This window comes from Streptomyces sp. NPDC088554 (assembly GCF_044752945.1).
Classification (GTDB): Bacteria; Actinomycetota; Actinomycetes; order Streptomycetales; family Streptomycetaceae; genus Streptomyces.
Map to the genome: position 1 here is coordinate 189824 of NZ_JBIVMF010000014.1, position 15177 is coordinate 205000.

Genomic DNA, 15177 nt, shown 5'->3' on the forward strand with positions numbered 1-15177 from the left:
GCCACGGCGTCACCCCTGTTCGGGGCCACCGCTCTCCTTGTCGTCCGTGGACCCGTCCTGCTCGTCCCCGGACTTGGGCTGGGCCCCCGGCTGGGGCTCGGCGACCGCGACCCGGGCGGGCCTGATCGTCCGCTCGCCGAACCGGTACCCCGGCTGGAGGATCGCGACGCATGTCGTCTCCGTGACATCCGGCGCGTACGAGTGCATCAGGGCCTCGTGGATCGTCGGGTCGAAAGGCTCGCCCTCCGCTCCGAACGGCTGGAGGCCCAGCTTGACCGTGACCGCTTCCAGCGACTCGGCGACCGACTTGAAGCCGCCGACCAGCTCCTCGTGGTCACGCGCCCGGCCGATGTCGTCGAGCACGGGCAGCAGCTCGGTCAGCAGGTTCGCCACGGCGACCTCCTTGACCGCGACGCGGTCCCGCTCCACCCGACGACGGTAGTTCTGATACTCGGCCTGGAGCCTCTGGAGGTCGGCCGTGCGCTCGACGAGCGCCGCACGGACCTGGTCCAGCTGCGCCGTCAGGGCCACGGTCGGATCGGATACGTCCCCGGCCGGGGCCGCCGGGCCCGACTCCTTGGAGTCTGACTCGGCGGCCTTCGGCGTGGCGTCATCGGGGCCGGCGCCGGAGGGGACGTCGGGCTTCTCCTCGAAGCCCGGGGTCTCCTCGGTCACGCCGCACCGTCCTTCTTGGGCTTCTCGTCGTCGACGATCTCGGCGTCGACGACGTCGTCGTCCTGCGCCTTGGCCTGACCGGCGCCCTCGGCACCGCCCGCCGCCGCACCGGACGCCTGGGCGTCCGCGTACATCGCCTGTCCGAGCTTCTGGGAGACGGCCGCGACCTTCTCCGTAGCCGTACGGATCTCGGCGGTGTCCTCGCCCTTCAGCTTCTCCTTCAGCTCCGTCACCGAGACCTCGACCTCGGTCCTGACGTCGCCGGGGACCTTGTCCTCGTTGTCCTTGAGGAACTTCTCCGTCTGGTAGACGAGCTGTTCGGCCTGGTTGCGGGTCTCGGCGGCCTCGCGGCGGCGGTGGTCCTCGTCCGCGTACTGCTCGGCCTCTTCGCGCATCCGGTTGACCTCGTCCTTCGGCAGCGAGGAGCCACCGGTGACGGTCATCTTCTGCTCCTTGCCGGTGCCGAGGTCCTTCGCGGCCACGTGCATGATGCCGTTGGCGTCGATGTCGAAGGCGACCTCGATCTGCGGCACACCACGCGGCGCGGGCGGCAGACCGGTCAGCTCGAACATACCGAGCTTCTTGTTGTACGCGGCGATCTCGCGCTCGCCCTGGTAGACCTGGATCTGCACCGACGGCTGGTTGTCCTCGGCCGTCGTGAAGATCTCCGAGCGCTTCGTCGGGATCGTCGTGTTGCGCTCGATCAGCTTGGTCATGATGCCGCCCTTGGTCTCGATACCCAGGGACAGCGGGGTGACGTCGAGCAGCAGGACGTCCTTGACCTCGCCCTTCAGGACACCGGCCTGGAGCACGGCGCCGATGGCGACGACCTCGTCCGGGTTCACGCCCTTGTTGGCGTCACGGCCGCCGGTCAGCGACTTGACCAGCTCGGCGACGGCCGGCATACGCGTCGAACCACCGACGAGCACCACGTGGTCGATCTCGGACAGCTGGATGCCGGCGTCCTTGATGACGTTGTGGAACGGGGTCTTGCAGCGGTCCAGCAGGTCCGAGGTCAGCTGCTGGAACTGGGAGCGAGTGATCTTCTCGTCCAGGTGCAGCGGGCCCTCGGCGGACGCCGTGATGTACGGCAGGTTGATCGTGGTCTCGGTGGACGACGACAGCTCGATCTTCGCCTTCTCCGCGGCCTCGCGGAGACGCTGGAGAGCCATCTTGTCCTTGGCCAGGTCCACGCCGTGACCGTTGGCGAACTGCTTCACCAGGAAGTCGACGAGACGCTGGTCCCAGTCGTCACCACCGAGGTGGTTGTCACCGTTGGTGGCCTTCACCTCGACGACGCCGTCACCGATCTCCAGCAGCGATACGTCGAAGGTGCCGCCGCCGAGGTCGAAGACGAGGATCGTCTGGTCGTCCTTGTCGAGGCCGTACGCCAGCGCGGCGGCCGTCGGCTCGTTGACGATGCGCAGGACGTTGAGGCCCGCGATCTCACCGGCCTCCTTGGTGGCCTGGCGCTCCGAGTCGTTGAAGTACGCCGGGACAGTGATCACCGCGTCGGTGACCTTCTCGCCCAGGTACGCCTCGGCGTCCCGCTTCAGCTTCTGCAGCACGAAGGCCGACATCTGCTGCGGGTTGAAGTCCTTGCCGTCGAGGTTGATCTTCCAGTCGGTGCCCATGTGGCGCTTGACCGACCGGATGGTCCTGTCGACGTTCGTGACCGCCTGGCGCTTCGCGACCTCGCCGACGAGCACCTCGCCGTTCTTGGCGAAGGCGACGACGGACGGCGTGGTCCTGGCGCCCTCGGCGTTGGTGATGACGGTGGGCTCGCCGCCTTCCAGAACGCTGACGACGGAGTTAGTCGTGCCCAGGTCGATGCCGACCGCACGTGCCATTTCGATTCCTCCAGCTGACTTGAGTGGAACGGACTCAAGGATGCATCACAGAACTCACGGAGTCAAAGGACCTGAGCCAAAGAGGCTCAACTAACGTGCGCGAGCCGCGCCGGGCCGCCTTCTCGGGCCGCCAATACGGGACCCGCCCCACTCCTCCGTGCGATCGTTCCCCCGCAAACCCAAACAACCCCACCAAAAAGAACAAACCACATCCAAGCGCGACAGACCAGACAGAACGGTCGCAGATGATCACGGAGAATCCCCCGCCGCCCCCGCATCACCGCTCCCGCCGCCGCCCCCGTCCCGCCCCGGACTTCAAGCGCCTGCTGGACCTGACCCTCGGCTCCACCCTGCTCGCCCTCACCGCACCCGCGCTCACCGTCGCCGCCCTCACCCTGGCGCTGACCCGGCCCGCCGGCGGTGTCCTCGTACGCGAGGTCCGCATCGGGTTCAACGGCCACCCCTTCCCCTTGAGTTCCCTGCGCACTCGGCGCTTCCGCCTCGACCTGCTCTCCCGGCTCCCCCATGTCGTACGAGGCGACCTGTCCCTGGTCGGACCGGCCCCCCTGGCACCGGGCGCCCCGACGGCCGACGCGCGCTGGCGCCAGCTCGTACGACCGGGGCTGACCGGTCTGGCGCAACTGCGGCGCCACTCGCCGTACCCCTGGGACGAGGCGCCGCTGCTGGACCAGCACTATGTGGAGCATCACTGGCTCGGCATGGACCTGGCGATCCTCGTCCGCACGCTCCCCTCGCTCGTATGGCGAGGTCCGGGGTGCGGCGAGGGGGCGGGTGAGGGGCACCTGAGCGACACAGATCACCGGGAGGCGGCTACATTGCGGCGGAATAAGTGGGTACCCTCAGCACGAACCCATTAAGTTACCGCTTAGTAATGTCAGTCCTCCCTCGCAGGCCCGAGGAGCCCCCGTAATGCAACTCGCCGCGATCATCGTGTCGCTGGTCCTGACCGTGGTCGGCGTTGCGCTCATCGCCCGAGCCGTCGCGCAGATCTACCGGTTCGTCAAGCTCGGCCAGCCGGTGCCCAAGGGCAGCCGCACCGGCGACCCGAAGCAACGCAGCATCACCCTGGCCAAGGAGTTCCTCGGCCACAGCCGGATGAACCGGTGGGGGATCGTCGGCGTCGCGCACTGGTTCGTCGCGGTCGGCTTCCTCACCCTGCCGCCGACCCTGGCCCAGGCGTACGGACAGCTTTTCAAGGCCGACTGGACGCTGCCGGTCATCGGCGGCTTCCTGCCGTTCGAGCTGTACATCGAGTTCATCGGCCTGATGACCGTGGTCGGCATCCTCGCCCTGATGGCGATCCGGCTCCTCAGCCTGCCCTCGCGCGCGGGCCGCAAGTCCCGCTTCGCGGGCTCCACGGCGTGGCAGGCGTACTTCGTCGAGTACGTCATCCTCACCATCGGTCTGGCGATCCTGACCCTGCGCGGGCTCGAAGGCGCCATCCACCACGTGGAGCACTACGAGGCCGCGTACTTCATCTCGTACCCGCTGGTCCTCGCCTTCAAGGGGCTCGGCCTCGGGACGCTCCAGAACCTGATCTACTTCGTCGCGATGATCAAGATCGGCACCTCGCTGATCTGGATGATCACCGTCTCGCTCAACACCAACATGGGCGTCGCCTGGCACCGCTTCCTCGGCTTCCCCAACATCTGGTTCAAGCGCGAGTCCGACGGCGGCACGGCCCTCGGGGCGCTCCAGCCGATGACCTCGGGCGGCAAGGAGATCGACTTCGAAGACCCGGGTGACGACGACGTCTTCGGTGTCTCGCAGGTGGAGCAGTTCTCCTGGAAGGGCATCCTCGACTTCTCGACCTGCACCGAGTGCGGCCGCTGCCAGTCGCAGTGCCCCGCCTGGAACACCGGTAAGCCCCTCTCCCCCAAGCTGCTGATCATGTCGCTGCGCGACCACGCGCACGCCAAGGCGCCCTACCTGCTCGCGGGTGGCGGCAAGACCATGGAGGGCGAGGAGAAGGCGTCCGCGGAGCAGCTGGCGGGGGTGCCCGCCGCCGCGCTGGCGGAGGCCGAGCGCCCGCTGATCGGGACGCTGGAGGAGAACGGCGTCATCGACCCGGACGTCCTGTGGTCCTGCACCACCTGTGGCGCGTGCGTCGAACAGTGCCCGGTCGACATCGAGCACATCGACCACATCGTCGACATGCGCCGCTACCAGGTGATGATCGAGTCCGCGTTCCCGTCCGAGGCGGGCACGATGCTCAAGAACCTGGAGAAGAAGGGCAACCCCTGGGGGCTCGCCAAGAAGCAGCGCGTCGAGTGGACCAAGGAGGTCGACTTCGAGGTCCCGATCGTCGGCAAGGACGTCGAGGACCTCACCGAGGTCGACTACCTCTACTGGGTGGGTTGCGCGGGCGCGCTGGAGGACCGGGCGAAGAAGACCACCAAGGCCTTCGCGGAGCTGCTGCACATCGCGGGCGTCAAGTTCGCGATCATGGGCGGCGACGAGAAGTGCACGGGTGACTCGGCCCGCCGCCTGGGCAACGAGCCGCTGTTCCAGCAGCTCGGCCAGGAGAACGTGGCGATGCTGAACATGGCGTACGGCGAGGACGACGAAGACGCGGCGACGAAGAAGCCGAAGTCGTCGAAGAAGATCGTCGCGACCTGCCCGCACTGCTTCAACACCATCGCCAACGAGTACCCGCAGCTCGGCGGCGAGTACGAGGTCATCCACCACACCCAGCTGCTCCAGCACCTCATCGACGAGGGCCGGCTGATCCCGGTGACCCCGGTCGAGGGCCTGATCACGTACCACGACCCCTGCTACCTGGGCCGTCACAACAAGATCTACACGCCGCCGCGCGAGATCATGGACAAGGTGCCGGGCCTGCGCCAGCAGGAGATGCACCGCCACAAGGAACGCGGCTTCTGCTGTGGCGCGGGCGGTGCGCGGATGTGGATGGAGGAGCGGATCGGCAAGCGCGTCAACAACGAGCGCGTGGACGAGGCCCTCTCCCTCAACCCGGACATCGTCTCCACCGCCTGCCCGTTCTGCCTCGTCATGCTGACCGACTCGGTCAACGGCAAGAAAAACGATGGCAAGGCGAAGGAGTCCCTCCAGGTCGTGGATGTGGCGCAGCTGCTGCTGGACTCGGTACGGACGCCGGAGGCGACCGCCCCGGAACCGGAGCCGGAACCGGAACCGGAACCGGAACCCGCGAAGTAGCCGACGTACGGGGCAGGCGTACTGACGCGCTGCCGTACGGGGGAAGCGAGCGGCCGGGCCCGTCGACATGACGGCGCCCGGCCGCTCCGCGCTGTCCTGGGTTGTCCGACCCGGGGACTGTCGGGGCTGCCGGGTCCGGTGATAGGCATGAGACGTGCCCATATCCCCGTCCCTCGCGGGATCCGGTGTCCGCCGCGCCCGCCCCGGCTCCGCTGCCACCGCCGCTGCCACCACCACCGCCGCTGTCACCGCCGCTGTCTGTACGGCGGTGCTGCTGCTGGCCGGCTGTACGGGCGCCCCGGCCCCCGAGGACTCCGGGCGCCGGTCCATGGAGGCGAAGAACGGCGACACCGCGCCGTACGCCCGCCGCCTTCCCGTACCGCCGGGCAGGGGCAGCAGGCTGCCGGACGACTTCAACGGTGACGGCCACCGGGACCTCGTACTCAACGACCTGGTCAAGGCACCGGGAGACGCGTACGGGGACGACGCGGGCATCGGGATCGTGTACGGGACCGGCGCGCCCCGGGGCCTCGATCCCGCCGTACGCCAGCTTCTGAGCCCGCGTGCGCGGGGCGCGCGGGTGGCGGGGGTCCTTCCGTCGGCGTTCGAGGCGGAGGCCGCGTGCGATCTGGACGGGGACGGCTACGGTGATCTGATCATCACCACGGACCCGCCGTACAACGGCATCGGGATGCCGCCCGTCCCCCTTCAGCTCCTCTTCGGCGGCCCCACCGGCCTCGTCGGCCGGGCGGTCGTGCTCAAGATCCCCGCCGCGTCCCGCGCGGGCAACGAGTGGCCCGACCACCCCGTCTGCGGTGACTTCGACGGGGACGGCAAGGAGGATCTCGCGGTCACCGCGAGCGCGGGCCGGGTCAGCTTCCTGCGCGGCCCGTTCAGCCGCGCGGGCGCCCCGCGCGCCGCCTCGGCGCCCCGGCCGGCCGGCGGCCAGGTCCTGGCGGCTCCCGAGCCCCGGGCCGATGCCAACGGCGACGGATACGACGATCTCGTCGCCACCGCCCGCGACCGCGCACCGGGCACCGCGGGCCGGGGCACCCTGCTGCCGGGCGGCCCGAAGGGCCCGGGGGCGCCATCGGTCCCGTACCGCTTCAAGGCCGCACGGCTCCCGGGCGGGGGCGCGGCCGGGGGCCGTGGGGCGGTGACGGAGCTGCTGCGGACGGCGGACTTCGACGGGGACGGGCGCGCGGATCCGGTGACACGGACGCACCGGGGCGAACGGACGGATCTGATCGCGCTGTACGGACGACGGGGAACGGCGGCGGGGCCGGTGATCACTTTCAGCACGGCGATCTTCCTGAATTGAAGAGAACGGAGAGATCCGGGAGATACGAGGGGCAGGAGCTCTCTCTGAGGTCTCCTGAGGTCTCCTGAGGTCTCCTGAAACGTTCCCTGGGACATCCCCTGCCCTGGGACCTTCCCCCCTGGGATGTTCCCCCCTGGGATGTTCCCCGAGCTGTTCCCCGGTGACCTGCCTGGTGACATCCCCCAGGGAATACCCAGGGGATGTCACAGCTCGGCCGCAAAGGGACCCCCGTTCGCCCACCGTTGTCACCGCGCCCCCCGGGAGCGGGTACGTTCGATCGCGTGGCTGGATTCAGGATCGGACGCGGCCGGGACAACCGCACACCGCAACAACAACCGCAACGGCAGCAGCAGCGGCAACCCCCGCAGCAGCGACAGCCGTACGGACGGCAGGCGCCGCCCCCGGGGTACGGGACCGGGCAGAGCCCCGCGCCACCGTACGGGCAGCAGCAGTGGCCCCCGGCGGGCGGCCAGGGCGAGCCGGAGTACTTCGGCGAGCCGACGCCGCCGCCGTCGTCGTACGGTCGGCGTCCCCGGCAGGGCGCGCACGACCCGTACGCCAACAGCCCCGGCCACACCCAGGCGTTCAGCGTCAACGAGGACCCCTACGGGAACGGCCCCGGCTACCAGGCAGGGGCGCCCGCGCCCCCGGCGGGGCCCCGGCTGCCGTGGAAGGAACTGCTGAGCGGCATGGTCATGCGCCCGGCGGCGACGTTCTTCCAGATGCGCGACTACCCGGTCTGGGGCCCCGCGCTGATCGTGACGTTCGTCTACGGCCTGCTCGCGCTCTTCGGCTTCGACCAGGCGCGCGAGGACGCGATCAACGCGACGATGTCCTCGGCCATCCCGTACGCCCTCACGACGGCCGTCGCCTTCGTCATCGGCGGCCTGATCCTCGGCGCGGTCACCCACACCATGGCCCGCCAGCTGGGCGGCGACGGTGCCTGGCAGCCGACCGTCGGCCTCTCCATGCTGATCATGTCGATCACGGACGCACCCCGCCTGCTCTTCGCCCTCTTCCTGGGCGGCGAGAACTCCCTGGTCCAGGTGATCGGCTGGGCCACCTGGATCGGCGCGGGCGCGCTGTTCACCGTCATGGTGAGCAAGTCGCACGACCTGCCGTGGCCGAAGGCGCTGGGCGCGTCGGCGATTCAGCTGGTGGCGCTGCTGTCACTGCTGAAGCTGGGAACGCTGTAGCAGCCGTAACGGAATGCACAAACGGATGGGCCCGTGTTCCTGAAAAGGAACACGGGCCCATCCGCTTTCCCCGATCAAAATTGATCAGGCGTCAAGAACCTGCCCGGCACGCCGTACAACGGGCGGCTCGACGCTCCACGGGAAGTTGATCCAGTCGTCGGTGCGCTTCCAGACGTACTCGCACTTCACCAGGGACTGCGCCTTCTCGTAAATGACCGCGCTGCGCACCTCGGCGACATGGTCGACACAGAAGTCGTGCACCAGCTTCAGCGTCTTGCCGGTATCGGCGACGTCGTCGGCGATGAGGACCTTCTTGTTGGAGAAGTCGATGGCGTTGGGAACGGGCGCGAGCATGACGGGCATTTCCAGCATGGTGCCGACGCCCGTATAAAATTCGACGTTCACCAGATGGATATTCTTGCAGTCGAGGGCGTAGGCGAGCCCGCCGGCGACGAAGACACCACCGCGCGCGATGCTCAGCACCACATCGGGCTCGTAGCCGTCGTCGGCGATGGTCTGCGCCAACTCACGGACGGCGTGCCCGAACTTCTCGTACGACAGATTTTCCCGAATCGCAGTCACAGGATCCCCTCTCCGCTCACACCTGAGTCCGATGAAAATTAAGGTAGGACCGTGACGCCGTGGGGCCGCGCTGGCCCTGGTAGCGCGAACCGTACTTCTCGGATCCGTACGGGAACTCCGCCGCCGAACTGAGCCGGAACAGACACAGCTGCCCGATCTTCATCCCGGGCCAGAGCTTTATGGGCAGCGTCGCCATATTCGACAGTTCGAGCGTGACATGCCCGGAGAACCCGGGATCGATAAACCCGGCGGTCGAATGCGTCACCAGCCCGAGCCGCCCGAGGCTGGACTTTCCCTCCAGCCGGGAGGCGATGTCGTCGGGGAGCGAGATGACCTCGTACGTGGAGGCGAGCACGAACTCCCCGGGATGGAGAATGAACGGCTCGTCGCCCTCCGGCTCGACCGTGCGGGTCAGATCGGCCTGCTCGACGGCGGGGTCGATATGCGGATAGCGGTGGTTCTCGAACACCCGGAAATACCGGTCGAGCCGCACATCGATACTGGAGGGCTGCACCATCGATTCGTCGTACGGATCGAGGCGTACGCGTCCGGAATCGATCTCGGCGCGGATGTCCTTGTCTGAGAGAAGCACGTCCCGAGGATACGCAAAGCGCGCGGGCCCACCCCCATCGGGCGGCCCGCACGCCTGAAACCGACTGCGTCAGCCCTGCTCCACCTTCACCGACTCCGCCGCTCCCGCGACCTCAACCGGCACGGCATGCCGCAACCGCGCACACCGCGGACACCGAATGAGCCGACCGGGCCCGATCCGCCCGGTGTCGAGCTGCTGCATCGGAAACGTAGCGGTGCTGAACACATGCCCTGCGGCACAGCGGACGACGGTGCGCTCCATCAAGTCCATCAGGTCCTTTCCCCAACAAACGCGGACAAACGCCCACCCTAGGGGATGCCCACCCCACACCCCCGGCGGCGCTCCGCCCCAGACCCTACGCCCCCAACTCCCCACCCCACGGCCCACATCCGCACCCCTCGAAAAACGACAGACCCCACGACGCAAAACGCCCGGGGCCCGCGATGAGGTAGAGTGTCCGACGACGCGATGCCCCTACACTGGCGACGCGACGCGGGTGTAGTTTAATGGTAGAACATGAGCTTCCCAAGCTCAGAGCGCGAGTTCGATTCTCGTCACCCGCTCCATAATGAAGGCCCTGGTCAGCGACCGGGGCCTTTCTTGTGTTCAACGCCGACCCGAGGTGTGGAGGCTGCGGGGACAGCTGGAACCAGACGGTCGCGGTGGACGTGGTGTCCTAGCGTGTGCGGAAGTGAAGGGCGACGACTCGCGTACGGGGAGGGCTTCCGGTGGGTGACGGGGCAGCGCTGGTGGATCGGATAGCCGAGCGGCGGGCCGGGGTCGGTGATTCGGGGGCTCTGGTGGGTGAGCTGCGGCGGGCCTTGGTGCTCGTGCCGTACGACCGTGGCGGGTTGTGGACCGCCGAGTTCGGTGGGGTGCGGTGGGTGTGCGGGTTCACCGATGAGGCGGCGATGGCCCGGTTCTCCCAGGCACGGGCCGCTGTGGAGGGGGCCGGGGCTTCGGAGCGGGTGTGGGAGTACGCCCAGTTCCGGGGGGCGCGGTTGCTGGACGAAATCATTCCGGCCATGGGAGTGCCGGCCGGGGTCGCGGTGAACGTGGCCGATCCGGACGGGGCGATGCTGTTTCCGCCGGTAGTGGGGATCGTGCCGGACGCCGTCGCCGTCGACGCGGGCGTACCGGCCGGGGGGCAGGGCCTGTGAGCGGTGGCGGTGCGGAAGACCTCAACGTCGATCCAGTCAGCGTTCAGCAGATCACCACCGGGCTGCGCGAGGCCGTGGCCGAGTTGAAGGAGCTCGGTACCGGTACGGGGGCGGTGCTGGGCAAGGGAGTCTCGGAGCTGTCGATGACCGGGATGGAGGCCGGGCATCACGGGTTGTCGGTGGACTTCGAGGACTTCTGCGAGCGGTGGGAGTGGGGAGTCCGTGCGCTGATCCAGGACGCCAACGCGATCGCGGCGAAGCTGGGGCTGGCGGCAGGGATCATGTGGGAGGAGGACCAGTACGTCCAGGGCACGATGAAGATCGCCGTGAACGCGGGCGTGGGGAATCCGCATGCGTCCGAGGACGAGATCGTCAAGCAGGACTGGGGGGATGTGTTCACCCCTGACTACCTGAGTCCGGACTACAGTCGGGAGTCGTTCGAGCGGACGGCGGACGAGGCCGGGCAGACCTGGAAGGACACCGGGCGGGCGCTGGTGACCGAGGGGAACGGCGGACGTCAGGCAGACCAGTTGAACGATCTGTTCGGTGTGGACCAGAAGGCGTTCGACCGGTCCGTGGACGACGCTTTCGGGCCCTCGCCCGAGGAGCGGGCCCGGCAGCAGGAGCAAGGCGGCGGGGGGAACTAGGTCATGGGGTTCGGGGATTTCGTCAGTGACATCACGCCCGATGTTGTCGAGGACGCGGTCGAGGACGGCGTCGAGTGGGCCGGCGACCGGGTCGAGGACGCCGGGAACTGGACCGGTGACCGGCTGGACGACGCCGGCTGGGAGTCGGGAGCGGACTGGGTCCGTGAGAAGTCCCGCTCGGTGGCGAACCGGATGGGCGCCGAGGTCGACGAGATGGACCTCGGGCAGACCGAGGATCAAGACGAAGCTCATCTACGGCAGCCCGTCAGAGATCCGGTCCACCGCGACCCATCTGCGTAAGTTGCAGGGCGCGTTCGACAAGGTCGGCGGCGGGCTCAAGGGGGTCGACTCGTCCGCGCTCAAGGGGCAGGCGGCGGACGCGTTCCGGGATTCGGTGTCGATCGAACCGCCGAAGTGGTTCAAGACCGCCGACGCCTTCGAGAAGGCCGCGGGCGCGCTCGACTCGTTCGCCGGGACCGTCGAGTGGGCCCAGGGCCAGGCGCAGACCGCGATCGACAAGTGGAAGGCCGGAACCAAGGCGTCCGAGGAGGCCAGGGACGCGTACAACGAGAAGACAACCACGTACAACAAGGCCGTCGACGCCTACAATGCCAGGCCCGCCGACGAGCGCGACCCCTCCACCCTGCCACCCAAGCCCGGCACCTTCAGTGACCCGGGCACCGCCCGTATGGAAGAGGCCCAACCCGCAGGGCATGACCTGGTCGTACACCCATGACGAAGCTGGGCGGCTCATATCCGAGTCGGACTTCGACGGGCGTGTCCACACCTACCACCTGAACCCCGCGGGGCAGATCAGCGCTCGCACCAATCCGCTCGGCGAGACCATCGCCTACACACACGACTCGCTCGGCCGGGTGGTACGAAAAGACGCCGCGGGCCGGGTGAGTACTTACGCCTATGATCGGGCCGGACGTCTGGTGGAGGCTTCCGGGCCGGACGGCAACCTGTTGTACCAGTACGGGCGCGGGGGCCACGTCAAGACGGAACTGGCCGACGGCCGTGCGCTCACCTTCGCTCACGACCCCTTGGGCCGCCGTACCCGCCGGACCACGCCCACCGGGCTGCGCACCACGCGCGAGTACGACCCGGCCGGACGCCTCACTGGTCTGAACAGCGGCGACCGCCGAATCACCTTCGCCTACAACGCCGTCGGCCGCGAATTGCAGCGCGCCTTCTGTGACACAGCCACCCTGAGCTCAGCCTGGGACGAGGCCGGCCGCCTGTCCGCGCAGCGCTTGGTGGCAGGCGGCCGCGTGGTGACCCGCCGTTCCTACAGCTACCGGGCCGATGGCCATCTCACAGCGCTGGACGACACCTTGCGCGGGGGTCCCCATTGCTTTGGCCTCGACAAGGTGGGCCGAGTCACCGAGGTCACCGCCACTGACTGGACCGAGACGTACGCGTACGACGCCGCGGGCAACCAGACCTCGGCTTCCTGGCCCTCGTTCCACCCCGGCAGCGAGGCGGCCGGCTCACGCGAATACACGGGTACGGCCCTCGTCAAGGCCGGGAAGGTGCGGTACGAACACGACGCCGCAGGCCGCATCGTCCTGCGCCAGATAGCCCGGCTCTCCCGTAAACCCGACACGTGGCGTTACGAGTGGGACGCGGAGAACCGCTTGGTCTCCACCATCACGCCTGACGGCAGCCGCTGGCGCTACCGATACGACCCGTTGGGGCGCCGCACATCGAAGCAGCGTCTCGCCCATGCCGACGAGACGGTGGTGGAGGAAACCCGCTTCACCTGGGACGGCACCACTCTCTGTGAACAGTCCACCGTCTCCGCCGATCTACCCAATACTGTCACGCTGACCTGGGACCACCAAGGCATACGCCCCTTGGCCCAGACTGAACGCCTCCTCGACGCGAGCGCCTCCCAAGAAACGATCGACGAACGCTTCTTCGCCATCGCCACCGACCTTGTGGGCAGTCCCACCGAACTCATCGATGAGGCCGGCACCCTTGCCTGGCACAGTCGGGCGGCCTTGTGGGGTACGACGGCCTGGGCGAGAGGCAGCACCACCTACACCCCGCTACGGTTCCCGGGGCAGTACTTCGATCCCGAAACCGGCCTCCACTACAACCACCACCGTCACTACGACCCCGAGACCGCCCGCTACCTCACCCCTGACCCTCTGGGGCTGACACCCGCCCCCAATCCGTCCACCTATGTCCACAACCCTCACACCTGGGCGGACCCACTCGGGCTTGCTCCCGATTATCACGAGTTCTACTCCGTACAGGATGCCGCCAACGCGACTCGTCTGCGGGGAGACGGAACACCCTGGCCGACAGAAGACATTCGTGGACAGTATGGAGAAGGCGTCTATTCATGGGGATCGGCCGAGGAAGCAGCTCGCTACGCCGAACGGCTCCGTGGCCGTGGAGCCGATGTCGAAGTTCTGAGATTCAGAATATCTGACTCAGGTTTTTCATCATTACATAAAGCTGACGTCGTGGAGATGTCTCCTGCCGAAGCAGAAGCGTTCATGGATCGCTACAGTCGCCTGTATGGAGACGGAAAGCCTCACGACTTCGACTACATTCGAGGCCACACAGGGATGGGCGACGAGCACTACTTCCACAGACGAATTTTCGATCTTCTCAATTTCGGCGACTGAAGGAAATCATGACCGAAGTATTCAAGTTCCGCTTCCGAGGCCCAGCGGGCGGGATCGCGGTTAACCTACGAGCAGAAGCCGCCCCACTCGAAGACGGGGTCCCGCCGCGCAGCATGCAGATCTACAAAAATATCTGGCTCGGCCTACCCGAATCCGGCCTGCATTGGAAGGACGCCGTCTGGCTGGCGTTCGGGGTTTCCATCAATGCACACACCCTAAGCAAAATCCTGCCCGATGGGATTCTCATTCGTACATCTTCACTCGATTATCCCCTGAGCGACTATCAGTCCGAGGCGGCAGCGTTGGCCATGGACGGGTGGCTTCATGAGCGATTCGATATCAAGAGTTCAGGCGCTACGGTCATGTACGAGGCTTCACGAGACCAGTTCGCATTCACTTGGGGGGAGATCACCCACCCCTTCTCCGACGCCCCGCGCTGAAATCTTCTGGCCAATGTCCTCAACGACTCGCGTCACCCAGCGATCAGGTCGCGGAACTGCGCAAGCTCACGGACAACGTGTCCGGCTATGTGGCGGAAGCCGTAGCCTGAAGTTTCCCCGTGATCTTGGACACTCGATCTCTATGCCGCGAGGGCGTGCTGGTGGTACTGCCTGGTCTCGGCCGGTGTGAGGTAGCCGAAGACCTTGTGCTTGCGCAGACGACGCCGGTTATAGAACGTCTCGATGAAGGCGAAGACCTCGGCGCGGGCGGTGGCCCGGTCGGGCCAGGTGCGGGTGCCGATCTCTTCCTTGAGTAGGGCCCAGAAGCTCTCCGCGGCGGCGTTGTCGAAGCATGATCCGGTGCGTCCGCAGCTTTGCCGCAGGCCCAACTCGCTTATTTCACGGCGGAATTCGGCTGACGTGTATTCGCTGCCGCGATCCGCGTGTGTGATGCATCCCGGCTGCAGGTCGCCGCGGCCATGAGCCATCTTCAGGGCATCGACGACGAGGGAGGCACGGTGGTGGTCGGCCATCGCGTATCCGACGACCTCGCGGGTGGCCAGGTCCGGCCAGCAGGGCGAGGTAAAGCCAGCCCTCGGCTGTGGGGAGGAAGGTAATGTCCCCGACCAGCTTCGTGCCCGGCCGCTCGGCGTGAAAGTCGCGGCCGACCAGGTCCGGGGCCGGTTTCGCCTTCTTGTCCGGCTGGGTCAACGAGCGCCGGCGGCGGCGGTGGGCGCCCTGGATACCGCGTTCGCGCATGACGCGGGCGACGCGTTTGCGGTTCACCGCCTGGCCCGGGCGCCGCAGCTCGGCGTGGATGCGCGGGACGCCGTATGTGTGGCGGGATGCGACGTGGATGACGGTGATCTCGTGG

At 67.6% G+C, this 15177-nt stretch carries 13 protein-coding genes, 1 tRNA gene and 2 pseudogenes; 9 read left to right on the top strand and 7 right to left on the bottom strand.

What is annotated here, in order from left to right; genetic code table 11:
* Positions 1-9: 9 nt before the first annotated feature.
* The gene (grpE, locus tag ACIP8W_RS18630) at positions 10-675 is read right to left on the bottom strand and encodes a nucleotide exchange factor GrpE (RefSeq protein ID WP_402203705.1); all 666 of its coding nucleotides are present in this window, start codon (positions 673-675) and stop codon (positions 10-12) included.
* Complete coding sequence (dnaK, locus tag ACIP8W_RS18635) at positions 672-2525, bottom strand: molecular chaperone DnaK (RefSeq protein ID WP_401956306.1); 1854 nt, start codon at positions 2523-2525, stop codon at positions 672-674. The genes grpE and dnaK overlap by 4 nt, the downstream gene beginning before the upstream one ends.
* Before the next feature lie 245 nt (positions 2526-2770).
* Here dnaK and ACIP8W_RS18640 point away from each other — a divergent pair, with 245 nt between their 5' ends.
* The 4 genes from ACIP8W_RS18640 to ACIP8W_RS18655 all read left to right on the top strand — a co-directional run bounded on the left by ACIP8W_RS18640 (position 2771) and on the right by ACIP8W_RS18655 (position 8240).
* On the top strand, positions 2771-3403 hold the full coding sequence (locus ACIP8W_RS18640) for a sugar transferase (RefSeq protein WP_402203707.1): 633 nt from the start codon (positions 2771-2773) through the stop codon (positions 3401-3403).
* A gap of 52 nt (positions 3404-3455) precedes the next feature.
* Complete coding sequence (locus tag ACIP8W_RS18645) at positions 3456-5723, top strand: (Fe-S)-binding protein (RefSeq protein ID WP_402203709.1); 2268 nt, start codon at positions 3456-3458, stop codon at positions 5721-5723.
* Between the two features lie 154 nt (positions 5724-5877).
* Positions 5878-7044, top strand: a complete 1167-nt coding sequence (locus tag ACIP8W_RS18650) for an FG-GAP repeat domain-containing protein (protein ID WP_402203711.1) — start codon at positions 5878-5880, stop codon at positions 7042-7044.
* 281 nt (positions 7045-7325) lie between these two features.
* Entirely contained in the window at positions 7326-8240 is a 915-nt protein-coding gene (locus tag ACIP8W_RS18655; RefSeq protein WP_401956310.1) for a YIP1 family protein, read from the top strand.
* Positions 8241-8324: 84 nt separating this feature from the next.
* Here ACIP8W_RS18655 and ACIP8W_RS18660 read toward each other — a convergent pair whose 3' ends face one another.
* The 3 genes from ACIP8W_RS18660 to ACIP8W_RS18670 form a co-directional block, all read right to left on the bottom strand.
* A complete protein-coding gene (locus ACIP8W_RS18660; RefSeq protein WP_401956311.1) occupies positions 8325-8822 on the bottom strand; it encodes a phosphoribosyltransferase in 498 nt (165 codons plus the stop codon).
* Between the two features lie 16 nt (positions 8823-8838).
* Complete coding sequence (gene dcd / locus ACIP8W_RS18665) at positions 8839-9414, bottom strand: dCTP deaminase (protein WP_401956312.1); 576 nt, start codon at positions 9412-9414, stop codon at positions 8839-8841.
* 69 nt (positions 9415-9483) lie between these two features.
* A complete protein-coding gene (locus ACIP8W_RS18670; protein WP_402203714.1) occupies positions 9484-9684 on the bottom strand; it encodes a hypothetical protein in 201 nt (66 codons plus the stop codon).
* Between the two features lie 222 nt (positions 9685-9906).
* On the opposite strand from ACIP8W_RS18670, the gene ACIP8W_RS18675 reads away from it, so the two are divergent.
* The 5 genes and pseudogenes from ACIP8W_RS18675 to ACIP8W_RS18695 all read left to right on the top strand — a co-directional run bounded on the left by ACIP8W_RS18675 (position 9907) and on the right by ACIP8W_RS18695 (position 14303).
* Positions 9907-9980, top strand: a tRNA-Gly gene (locus ACIP8W_RS18675).
* A gap of 162 nt (positions 9981-10142) precedes the next feature.
* Positions 10143-10574: a hypothetical protein gene (locus ACIP8W_RS18680; RefSeq protein ID WP_402203716.1), complete on the top strand. Its 432-nt coding sequence runs from the start codon at positions 10143-10145 to the stop codon at positions 10572-10574.
* Entirely contained in the window at positions 10571-11221 is a 651-nt protein-coding gene (locus ACIP8W_RS18685) for a hypothetical protein (protein ID WP_402149372.1), read from the top strand. Before ACIP8W_RS18680 ends, ACIP8W_RS18685 begins: the two co-directional genes overlap by 4 nt.
* A gap of 3 nt (positions 11222-11224) precedes the next feature.
* Positions 11225-13863, top strand: a pseudogene (locus ACIP8W_RS18690) (RHS repeat domain-containing protein).
* An 8-nt stretch (positions 13864-13871) separates the two neighbouring features.
* Entirely contained in the window at positions 13872-14303 is a 432-nt protein-coding gene (locus tag ACIP8W_RS18695; protein ID WP_401958944.1) for a hypothetical protein, read from the top strand.
* A gap of 140 nt (positions 14304-14443) precedes the next feature.
* Here the strand turns inward: ACIP8W_RS18695 and ACIP8W_RS18700 are convergent, their stop codons facing one another.
* Entirely contained in the window at positions 14444-14866 is a 423-nt protein-coding gene (locus ACIP8W_RS18700) for a transposase (RefSeq protein ID WP_402203727.1), read from the bottom strand.
* Positions 14867-15032: 166 nt separating this feature from the next.
* Positions 15033-15170 (bottom strand): annotated as a pseudogene (locus tag ACIP8W_RS18705) (IS3 family transposase); the annotation flags it as partial.
* Between the last annotated feature and the right edge of the window lie 7 nt (positions 15171-15177).

Coding starts and splice junctions, on each gene's coding strand:
- ACIP8W_RS18670 (WP_402203714.1), bottom strand. CDS start 9,684: ATGGACTTGATGGAGCGCACCGTCGTCCGCTGTGCCGCAGGGCATGTG.
- ACIP8W_RS18645 (WP_402203709.1), top strand. CDS start 3,456: ATGCAACTCGCCGCGATCATCGTGTCGCTGGTCCTGACCGTGGTCGGC.
- dnaK (WP_401956306.1), bottom strand. CDS start 2,525: ATGGCACGTGCGGTCGGCATCGACCTGGGCACGACTAACTCCGTCGTC.
- ACIP8W_RS18695 (WP_401958944.1), top strand. CDS start 13,872: ATGACCGAAGTATTCAAGTTCCGCTTCCGAGGCCCAGCGGGCGGGATC.
- ACIP8W_RS18640 (WP_402203707.1), top strand. CDS start 2,771: ATGATCACGGAGAATCCCCCGCCGCCCCCGCATCACCGCTCCCGCCGC.